We start from the raw sequence: 9430 nt of genomic DNA, 5'->3' as shown, positions 1-9430 counted from the left end.
TGGCTGCGGCAGGAGCGCGAGACGGTGGCCTTGCGCACGCGCGACTGGCGCGAGGCGCTGGCGCTCGCGGCGCCCGGCAGCGCGCAGGCGCCGCTCGCGCTTGCCGCGGCGATGCAGGAGACCGACCCTGGCAAGGCCCAGGACCTGGAGCGGCAGGCCTTCCAGACCGATCGCGGCTTCGCGCCGGCGGCGCTGGCCTATGCGAACCGGCTGAAGCAGGTCGGCAGCCCGCGCCGGGCGCGCGAGGTGCTGGAGGATGCGTGGAAGGCGAAGCCGCATCCGGACCTCGCCGAGGCCTATCTCGGCACTGAGGGCGACAAGCTGGCGCGCGCGAAGGCGGCGGAGAAGCTGGCGCAGGGCAACCCGAAGCATGCCGAGAGCCATCTGCTGGTCGGGCGCCTCGCGGCCGAGGCCGGGCTGACCGGGAAGGCGCGGCAGGAACTCGATGCGCTCGTCGCCTCCGGCCAGGCCGACCGGCGCGCCTATCTGGCGCTGGCCGATCTCGAGGAGGCCGAGCACGGCGACAGTCCGGAGGGCCGCGCGGCACAGGCGAAATGGCTGCGGCTGGCCGCCACCGCCGCGCCGGAGCCGCGCTGGCGCTGCTCCTCCTGCGGCAACGACCAGACCGGCTGGCAGGCGGTCTGCCCGAGCTGCTCGTCCGTCGGCACCATCGCCTGGACCAGCCCGCAGACGCTGCCGGTGGCGGTGGGGTAGGGCGGCACCCCCTCCCCGCCTGCCGCCTACGCCAGCGCCGCCAGGCGCTTCGGCGCGACGAGGCGGAAGCTGCGGCGGATCAGCGCGTCGAGCTCCGCCCAGTCCACGCGGCCCGACAGCGTGACGCCGATCCAGCCGCGGCCGCCGACATAGGGCGGGCGGAAGAAGCGCTGCGCGTCCACCGCGAGCAGCAGCTCCTGCGCGCCGGGCGGCGCCTTCAGCCACACGGCGGGCGCGTCGCGATGCGTCGCGACAAGGGCGAAGATCTTGCCGCGCACACGGAAGGTCGGCGTCTCCCACGTCTCGATCTCCGCCGTCTCGGGCAGGGCGAGGCAAAGGCGGCGCAGGCGCGCGATGGGCGAGGCGGGCATGGCGCCATACGCCCATGCGCGCGCTTGACCCGCAAGCGTCTGCGGGGGAGCGTCGCGGGACGGATACGGAGGAATCCCGATGCGCCGCACCGCGCTTGCCACGCTGCTCGTCGTCGTCGCGCTGCCCGCCGCGGCGCAGGAGCGTCCGCCGCTCACGCCGACCCGCGACGTCGCGGTGACCTACCGGGTCATCGGGGCGGGCGCGCAGCAGATCCCGCCGGGCGCGCCGAACAGCATGACGATCTCCTGGCTCGCCGCGCAGGGGCTGATGCGCAGCGACATGCCGGGTGGCATGGGCTGGATGGTCGCCGACCCGCGCAACGGCCGCGCCTTCATGGTGATGGAGCCGATGCGCGCGATCATGGACATCCCGGCCGCGCAGGCCATGGCGCAGCAGATGAACTCGCCGACCGCCACCTTCCGCCGCGAAGGGACCGCGACCATCGCCGGGCAGCAATGCACGGTCTGGGTGGTGCAGGACGGAGGGAGCCAGGGCCGCTCCTGCGTGACCGCCGACGGCGTGGTGCTGAGGGCCGAAGGCACGCATCAGGGGCAGACCGGCGGTATGGAGGCCACGGCGGTGCAGTTCGGTCCGCAGGACCCCGCCCGCTTCCAGCGTCCTGCCGGCTACCAGACGATGCAGATGCCCCAGGGCATGCCGCCCGGCATGGGCGGGCCTGCGCCCGGCCGCCCGCCGGGCCAGGGGCCGCGCTGAGCCGCGTCACGGCGCGGTGAAGGGCCGACGGCGCCTTCCGCTTGCCGCCTTTCCGCGCCACATGACGCGCATGTTCCGTCGCGACCTCCTGGGCGCCGTGGCGCTCGCCTCCCTGTTTCCCGCCGCTGCGCGCGCGCAGACGCTGGACCGCGCGGCGCTGGCCCGCGTCGAGGCGTATCTCAACGGCATCCGCGTGCTGCGCGCGCGCTTCCTGCAGGTGGCGCAGAACGGCGCCTCGGCGCAGGGCACGGCCTGGATCTGGCGCCCGGGGCGGATGCGCTTCGACTACGACCCGCCCGAGCCGATCCTGCTGGTCGCCTCCGGCGGCCAGGTGATGATGTATGATCGCGAACTGCGCCAGCCGACGACGGTGCCGGCCTCCGCCACGCCGCTCGGCCTGCTGCTCCGGCCGGAGATCCGGCTGTCGGGCGACATCACCGTGACCGCCACGGAGCGCCGCGGCGGCTTCCTGCATGTGTCGCTCCACCGCACCAACGCCGCCGCGGAGGGCCGCCTCACGCTCACCTTCCAGGAGGAGCCGATGCAGCTTCGCCAATGGACGGTGCTCGACGCGCAGGGGCGCGAGACGCGGGTCACGCTTTACGAGATCGACACCACGGCGCAGCCGAATGCGCGCATGTTCGACTTCAACGATCCCCGCTTTTTCGACCAAGAGAGCCGCGGCAGGTAAGCGGCACCCTCTGCTGTCGCAGATCGATCCAGGGCCGCTCGATCCAGGGCCGCGAAGCGGCCCTGCGCGGCGCGCGACCTTGCCGCTAAGCGCGCCATGTCTGAGGCGCGCAGCCAAGCGCGCGGAGCGCGCGCCGGCGCCTGAGGTCAATCAGACCCCCGTGCTGCCGAAGCCGCCTTCGCCGCGCGCGGTGTCGGGCAGCGTCTCCACTTCGCGCCAGGCCGCGCGGGTGACGGGCGCGACCACGGCCTGGGCGATGCGCAGACCCCGCTCGACGGTGAAGGGCTCGGTGCCGGCGTTCATCACGATGACCTGCAGCTCGCCGCGGTAATCCTCGTCCACCGTGCCGGGCGTGTTCGGCATGGTGATGCCGTGCTTGAGCGCGAGGCCGGAACGCGGGCGCACCTGCAGCTCGTAGCCATGCGGCAGCGCGATGCGCAGCCCCGTCGGCACCAGCGTGCGGCCACCGGGCGGGATCACCAGCGGCTCCGTGACGGCGGCCAGCAGGTCCATCCCTGCCGCGCCGGCGGTGGCATAGGCGGGCAGGGGCAGCCCTTCGGCGTGCGGCAGGCGCACGACCTGGATCTCGACAGTCACGCGAAGCTCTCCGCAATGCGTTGGGCCAGCCGGCGCGCGACCTCGTCCTTCGGCAGGCGCGGCCAGTCCTCGACGCCGCCCGCGGTGACGAGGTGCACGGCGTTCTCCGCCCCGCCCATCACGTCGCCCGAGACATCGTTGGCGACGATCCAGTCGCAGCCCTTGCGCGTGCGCTTCTCGCGCGCGTGCTCCACCACCTTCTCGGTCTCGGCGGCGAAGCCGACGACGAGGCGCGGGCGGCCCTGCGTGCGGCCGGCGATGCTCGCCAGGATGTCCGGGTTGTGCGCCAGCCGGATCTCGGGCGGCGGGGCGCCCGGCGTCTTCTTGATCTTCTGCGCCGGCGCGGCGTCGGGACGGAAATCGGCGACCGCGGCGCAGAAGACGGCGGCGTCCGCGGGCAGCGCCGCCTCCACCGCCGCCAGCATGTCGCGCGCACTTTCGACGCGGGCGACGGCGACCCCGGGCGGGTCGGCGATCGCGACCGGGCCGCTGACCAGCGTCACGCGCGCGCCGAGCGCCGCGAGCGCGGCGGCGATCGCATGCCCCTGTCGGCCGCTGCTGCGGTTCGCGATGTAGCGCACCGGGTCGATCGGCTCATGCGTCGGCCCGCTGGTGACGATCACGTGCCGTCCGGCGAGCGGGCCGGTCGCCAGCATCCGCTCGATCGCGGCGAGGATGTGCGGCGGCTCCGCCAGCCGGCCGGTGCCGCTCTCGGGCTCCGCCATCGGGCCGTCCTCCGGCCCGACGAGGGAGACGCCGCGCGCCGTCAGCGCTTCGACATTCGCCTGCGTCGCCGGATGCGCCCACATGGCCGGGTTCATCGCGGGCGCGGCGAGCACCGGCGCGCGCGTGGCGAGCAGGATGGTGGAGGCGAGGTCGTCCGCCAGCCCGTTGGCGAGCTTCGCGAGCAGGTTCGCACTCGCCGGCGCGACGACCACGAGGTCGGGCCAGCGGGCGAGGCGGATATGGCCGATCTCGGCCTCGGCGGCCCAGAGATCGTCATGCACGCGGCTGCCCGAGATGCCGGCCAGCGCCTCCTTCGTCACGAAGCGCGCGCCGCCGGCCGTCAGCACGGGCGTGACCTCGGCGCCGGCCTTGCGCAGCAGGCGCGTCAGCTCGAGCGCCTTGTAGGCCGCGACGCTGCCCGAGACGACGAGGAGGATCTTCTTGCCCGCAAGGCTCATCGCGCCGGACCCTAGCGTGGGAGAACGGTGCCGGCGAGAGGCGGAACGAAGCTGACGCAGGTCAAGGCCCGGGCCTCCGTCGCGTGGGAGCATCCGGCTGCGCAACGGGAGGATCGCTGTGCGTCGCCTGCTCGCGCTGCTGCCGGCCGTGGCGCTGGCGGCCGGCTGCGTCATCCTCGACGACCCGGTGCGGCTTGCGATCGAGGGGCCGGCCGTGCGGGTCGAGGTGCTGCCGGCGGGTCGGGCCCTGGGTCCGACCGACAGGCTCGGCGTGATCATCGTGGACGCGCGCACCGACGCGGTTGCTCTGACCGCGTGCATCTCTGCGGGACTGCGGGCCCGCCTGCCGAGGTCCGGGCCCACGCCACAGATGCTGGCGGAGGATGCGGCGCGTGCCGTCGTGGCGGCGCTGGAGAACGCCGCGCCTGAGGGCGCACGCCTTCCGCCCGACCTCGCGGCCGGCTGGGACTGGCTCGTCCTTGTGCGCGATCGCAGTGAATCCGTGGCCCAGCCGCCGCACTGGGAGACGCTGCGCGGGCAGACCCATGTCACCGCCGCCCATGTCGAGGGGATGCGCCACGCGCTCGAACTCGAGGGGAGGGTGATCGCGTCGTCGTCGGGCAGGCAGGTCGCCGAGGTGACATCGCGCTTCGTGACGCATGCGCGCAGCGGCTTCGGCGTCGGGATCGTCGCCGGGACCGGTGCCGGGGCGCCCTTCGCGCTGCCGGTGGTCGAAGTACCGGCGGGCGCCGATGCCATGGCGATCTGCAACGCCTTCGGTTGGCGAGGCGCTGGTGCGCGCCGCGCCATGACGGCGGTGTGAATCCGGATGGTCGGCCCCGATGCGTCGCCCGTGACGCCGCGCCACGCGCCAGCCGCGCTCAGCGCGTCTCGGGCTGCGCCGCCATGAAGGTTGCGAGCATGGTCGCCGCGAGGATCTCGGAGCCATCCGCCTGGCGCATCAGCACGTCGGCGCGGCTGGCGGTGATCGTGCGGCCGGGGCGCAGCACCTCGCCGCGCGCCACGGCCGCGACGCCGGCGCCGGGGCGGAGGAAGGTGATCTTGAACTCGATGCTCAGCACCTCGCCGCCCGGCGGCAGCAGCGACATCGCGGCATAGCCGGCCGCGGTGTCGGCCAGCGTCGTCAGCAGCCCGCCATGGAAGACGCCGTGCTGTTGCGTGAGCTCCGCGCGGAACGGGCAGGCGATGACGCAGCGGCCCGGCGTGACCTCCGCCAGCTCCGCGCCGAGATGGGCGAGGAAGCCCTGCTGCGCGAAGGACGTCGCGATGCGTGCGGCGAAGTCCGGGTCGCGCGGCGTCAAAGCCGCCAGCCGGTGTGGATCGCGACGATGCCGCCCGAGAGGTTGCGGTACGCCACGCGCTCCATCCCGGCGCGCTCCATCATGCCGGCAAGCGTGCGCTGGTCGGGGAACTTCGCGATGCTCTCGGCCAGGTATTCGTAGCTGCCGCGGTCCTTCGCCACCCGCGCGCCGATCTCCGGCAGGACCTTGAAGTTCCAGGTCTCGTAGAGCTTCTCGAGCGCCGCGATCTCGAGCTTCGAGAATTCTAGGCAGTGGAAGCGCCCGCCCGGCCGCAGCACGCGCCGCGCCTCGCGCAGCACCGCGTCCTTGTCGGTGCAGTTGCGCAGGCCGAAGGCGATCGAGACCTTCTCGACGCTGCGGTCCGGCAGCGGGATGCGCTCGGCGTCCACCACGGCGAACTCGATGCCCTTGACGATGCCGCGGTCGAGCGCGCGCTTGCGGCCGACCTCCAGCATCTCGGCATTCACGTCGGTGAGGATGACGTGGCCGGCGCCCCCGGCCAGGGCGCCGAAGCTGATGTCGCCTGTGCCGCCCGCCAGGTCGAGCAGCGTCTCGCGCGGGGAGCAGGCGATGGCGTTGACGAAGATGCGCTTCCAGATCCGGTGGATGCCGAGCGACATCAGGTCGTTCATCAGGTCGTAGCGGGGCGCGACGCTGTCGAAGACCTCGCGCACCAGGCTGGCCTTCTGGGCGCGCGGCACCTCGCGGAAGCCGAAATCGATGGTCTCTGTCATGGCCCCAACTTGGCCTGGGGCGCGCGAGGCGGCAAGGAAGGGCCAGAGGGGGGCCAGAGGGGGCCAGAGGGGGAACGCATGCCCGAACTGCCCGAGGTGGAAACCGTGATGCGCGGCCTGGCCGCGGTGCTGGACGGCCGGCGGATCGTCCGGGCCGAGACGACGCGGCCCGACATGCGCTGGCCCTTCCCGGAGCGGCTCGCCGCACGGCTGACCGGCGCGCGCGTCATCGGCTTCCGGCGTCGCGGCAAGTACATCCTGGCGCGGCTCGACACCGGCGAGAGCCTGCTGATCCATCTCGGCATGTCCGGCCGCCTCGTCGCGCGGCCGATGCATGGTCCGCCGGTGCCCTGGATGGGGCCGACGGGCCGGTTCTCCGATGCGCGGGGGCACAACTACGACGCGATGCATCCGCATGACCCGCGCGACGCGCATGAGCACCTGGTGATGGAGACCGAGGACGGGACGCGGATCGGCTTCGTGGATCCGCGCCGCTTCGGCTGCGTGGACCTGATGCCGACCGCCGAGGAGGACGCGCACAAGCTGCTGCGTGAGCTCGGGCCCGAGCCGCTGGACGATGGTTTCACGCCAGAGGTCCTGTCGGCGGCGCTGGCGGGGAAGCGGACGCCGATGAAGGCGGCGCTGCTCGACCAGTCCGTCGTCGCGGGCCTCGGCAACATCTATGTCGCGGAGGCGCTGTTCCGCGCCGGCATCTCGCCGCGCCGCCTGGCGCGCAGCGTGCCGGGCGCGCGGGCGGCTCGCCTGGTGCCGGCAATCAAGGCGGTGCTGGAGGAGGCGATCGGGGCGGGCGGGTCCTCCTTGCGCGATTATGTCCGCGCAGATGGCGAGCTGGGACGCTTCCAGGACCGCTTCGCCGTCTATGACCGCGAGGGGCAGCCCTGCCCGCTCTGCCCGGGGCCGCAGAGCGGCTGCACGGGCGTGCAGCGGATCGTGCAGTCGGGCCGTTCCACCTTCTGGTGCCCCCGCACGCAGCGCTGACACGCCGCTCCACCGCATGGCGTTGACTCGACCGCCGAACCGCGCGACCGCTTGCCCACCGAGCCGGAGGAGGGCGCCATGGCCTACGAGATGATCCTGACCGAGACGCGGGGCCGCGTCGGGCTGATCACGCTCAACCGGCCCAAGGCGCTGAACGCGCTCTGCGACCAGTTGATGGAGGAGCTCGGCCAGGCGCTGCGCGCCTTCGACGCGGACGAGGGCATCGGAGCCATCGTGCTGACCGGCAGCGAAAAGGCCTTCGCCGCCGGCGCAGATATCAAGGAGATGAAGGGCCGGACCTACCCGGCGGTCTATTTCGACGACTTCATCGGCAAGCGCTGGGAAGCGGTGCTGACGATCCAGAAGCCGGTGATCGCGGCGGTGGCCGGCTTCGCGCTCGGCGGCGGCTGCGAGCTGGCCATGATGTGCGACCTGATCCTGGCCGCCGACACGGCGAAGTTCGGCCAGCCCGAGATCAACCTCGGCATCATCCCCGGCGCCGGTGGGACGCAGCGCCTGACGCGGGCGGTCGGCAAGTCCAAGGCGATGGAGATGGTGCTGACGGGCCGGATGATGGACGCGGCGGAGGCGGAGCGGTCGAACCTGGTCTGCCGCGTGGTCCCCGCGGCCGAGCTGATCGCCGAGGCGGTGAAGATGGGCGAGAAGATCGCGAGCCTGTCCGGACCGTCCGTCGCGATGGCCAAGGAAGCGGTGAATGCAGCCTACGAGCTGACGCTGCGGGAGGGCGTGCGCTTCGAGCGGCGGCTCTTCCTCAGCCTGTTCTCGACCGAGGACCAGAAGGAGGGGATGGCCGCCTTCGCGGAGAAGCGGGCGGCGCAGTTCCGCCATCGCTGAGCGCGGCCCCTGTCATGCTTCCATGGCATGCGCCGATGTCATGAGTGGGCTCGGTTGGGGCAGGCCGCAGCCGGGCTGTTCGCGCCTCGTCTCGCGGATTGACTCGCCTGCACCTGGAGGGATAGAACCCGCGCCTTCGTCGGCGGGCAAGCCTCGCCGGTTCCAGCTATCACTCCGGGTCAGACACGACACCCCATGGCGAACACGGACTCTGCGCGCAAGCGCATCCGCCAAACCGAGAAGCGCACGGCGCGTAACCGCGCCCGCAAGTCCCGCGTGCGCACCTTCCTGCGCAAGGTCGAGCTGGCCATCGCGGCCGGCGACAAGGGCGCTGCGCAGGACGCCTTCAAGGCGGCGCAGCCCGAGCTGCAGCGTGCCGCGGACAAGGGTGTCCTGCACGACAACACCGTGGCGCGGAAGCTGTCGCGGCTGTCGTCCCGGATCAAGGCGCTCGGCGCGAGCGCCTGACCGGCGGGGCGCGCGCCTCGCGCGCCCTGTCTCCCTCACAATCGAATACAAGTCCTCCGTGGCTGCATCGCAAGATGCGGCTAACGGCGCGTATAATATCGACAGCGGTTTCGTTTGTACGATCGTGACCAAACGTCCTCTGTTGCGTATGCTTTCCACAAGGGCTTTGCGTCTCTGCGGCAACACTGATTTGCATACGTAAAGTCAGCATTTGCGGTTCAGGGTGCGCTCGCGATAAATTCTCTCAGCTACAGCGCGCCTCCCCGTGTGCGCGCGCGTTACCGGGCCGCGGTCCGCCGCGCTCGGCAGTCCGAACGAGAAAAGGTCCAGCCGGGCCGGTGAGGGTGGCAGGTGCGTCCCATGGAGAAAGCGGTCGATCCGTCGCCTCCCGCCCTCCAAGGCCAGGTGGCCGAGGTATGGGCGCGGATCCGCGGCCGGCTGCGGGACGAGGTCGGCGAGGTCGAGTACAAATCCTGGCTGCGCCAGATGACCCTGGCCTCGCTCCAGGGCGAGGAAGTGGTGGTGCTGTTGCCGACCCGCTTCCTGCGCGACTGGGTGCGTGGCCACTACGGCGACCGCCTCCACGCACTCTGGCAGACCGAGATTCCCACCGTGCGGCGCGTCGAGTTCCGGGTGATGGCAGAACCGCGCGCCGGTGAGCCACGCGCTGTGGATGCGAAGGCCGAGCCTGCGGCCACGCCCGCGCGTGCTGCCGGGAACGGCCTTGCGGAGCCGCTCGGCCGGGGGAGCGAGCCGCGCGCGGAGCCGCGTGGCGACGCG

Annotated in this window: 12 protein-coding genes and 1 pseudogene; 8 read left to right on the top strand and 5 right to left on the bottom strand. The window is 72.5% G+C overall.

What is annotated here, in order from left to right; translation table 11 throughout:
• Positions 1-714, top strand: a pseudogene (locus L2I40_RS12655) (heme biosynthesis HemY N-terminal domain-containing protein); the annotation flags it as partial.
• A 26-nt stretch (positions 715-740) separates the two neighbouring features.
• Here the strand turns inward: L2I40_RS12655 and L2I40_RS12650 are convergent.
• Complete coding sequence (locus tag L2I40_RS12650; protein WP_237215320.1) at positions 741-1085, bottom strand: MmcQ/YjbR family DNA-binding protein; 345 nt, start codon at positions 1083-1085, stop codon at positions 741-743.
• A gap of 79 nt (positions 1086-1164) precedes the next feature.
• On the opposite strand from L2I40_RS12650, the gene L2I40_RS12645 reads away from it, so the two are divergent.
• Both L2I40_RS12645 and L2I40_RS12640 read left to right on the top strand, forming a co-directional pair.
• Complete coding sequence (locus tag L2I40_RS12645; RefSeq protein WP_237215319.1) at positions 1165-1800, top strand: DUF4412 domain-containing protein; 636 nt, start codon at positions 1165-1167, stop codon at positions 1798-1800.
• A 70-nt stretch (positions 1801-1870) separates the two neighbouring features.
• Positions 1871-2491 carry a LolA family protein gene (locus L2I40_RS12640; RefSeq protein WP_237215318.1) on the top strand — a complete coding sequence of 207 codons (621 nt, stop codon included), beginning with the start codon at positions 1871-1873 and terminating at the stop codon, positions 2489-2491.
• Between the two features lie 150 nt (positions 2492-2641).
• Here the strand turns inward: L2I40_RS12640 and dut are convergent, their stop codons facing one another.
• Both dut and coaBC read right to left on the bottom strand, forming a co-directional pair.
• Complete coding sequence (dut, locus tag L2I40_RS12635; RefSeq protein ID WP_237215317.1) at positions 2642-3088, bottom strand: dUTP diphosphatase; 447 nt, start codon at positions 3086-3088, stop codon at positions 2642-2644.
• Entirely contained in the window at positions 3085-4272 is a 1188-nt protein-coding gene (gene coaBC, locus L2I40_RS12630) for a bifunctional phosphopantothenoylcysteine decarboxylase/phosphopantothenate--cysteine ligase CoaBC (RefSeq protein ID WP_237215316.1), read from the bottom strand. The genes dut and coaBC overlap by 4 nt, the downstream gene beginning before the upstream one ends.
• A 118-nt stretch (positions 4273-4390) precedes the next feature.
• Here coaBC and L2I40_RS12625 point away from each other — a divergent pair, with 118 nt between their 5' ends.
• Positions 4391-5095, top strand: a complete 705-nt coding sequence (locus L2I40_RS12625) for a hypothetical protein (RefSeq protein WP_237215315.1) — start codon at positions 4391-4393, stop codon at positions 5093-5095.
• 58 nt (positions 5096-5153) lie between these two features.
• Here L2I40_RS12625 and L2I40_RS12620 read toward each other — a convergent pair whose 3' ends face one another.
• Positions 5154-5594, bottom strand: a complete 441-nt coding sequence (locus L2I40_RS12620) for a PaaI family thioesterase (protein ID WP_237215314.1) — start codon at positions 5592-5594, stop codon at positions 5154-5156.
• Positions 5591-6328 carry a class I SAM-dependent methyltransferase gene (locus tag L2I40_RS12615; protein ID WP_237215313.1) on the bottom strand — a complete coding sequence of 246 codons (738 nt, stop codon included), beginning with the start codon at positions 6326-6328 and terminating at the stop codon, positions 5591-5593. The genes L2I40_RS12620 and L2I40_RS12615 overlap by 4 nt, the downstream gene beginning before the upstream one ends.
• A 78-nt stretch (positions 6329-6406) precedes the next feature.
• On the opposite strand from L2I40_RS12615, the gene mutM reads away from it, so the two are divergent.
• The 4 genes from mutM to L2I40_RS12595 form a co-directional block, all read left to right on the top strand.
• A complete protein-coding gene (gene mutM, locus L2I40_RS12610) occupies positions 6407-7327 on the top strand; it encodes a bifunctional DNA-formamidopyrimidine glycosylase/DNA-(apurinic or apyrimidinic site) lyase (RefSeq protein ID WP_237215312.1) in 921 nt (306 codons plus the stop codon).
• Positions 7328-7405: 78 nt separating this feature from the next.
• On the top strand, positions 7406-8182 hold the full coding sequence (locus L2I40_RS12605) for an enoyl-CoA hydratase (RefSeq protein ID WP_237215311.1): 777 nt from the start codon (positions 7406-7408) through the stop codon (positions 8180-8182).
• A gap of 195 nt (positions 8183-8377) precedes the next feature.
• Positions 8378-8650 carry a 30S ribosomal protein S20 gene (rpsT, locus tag L2I40_RS12600; RefSeq protein ID WP_237215310.1) on the top strand — a complete coding sequence of 91 codons (273 nt, stop codon included), beginning with the start codon at positions 8378-8380 and terminating at the stop codon, positions 8648-8650.
• 360 nt (positions 8651-9010) lie between these two features.
• A partial coding sequence (locus L2I40_RS12595) for a DnaA N-terminal domain-containing protein (protein ID WP_272910959.1) occupies positions 9011-9430 on the top strand: 420 nt, incomplete at its 3' end.

The sequence above is a fragment of the Falsiroseomonas oryziterrae genome (assembly GCF_021864505.1).
GTDB lineage: Bacteria > Pseudomonadota > Alphaproteobacteria > Acetobacterales > Acetobacteraceae > Falsiroseomonas > Falsiroseomonas oryziterrae.
This window is presented reverse-complemented; position numbering and strand designations above follow the sequence as displayed.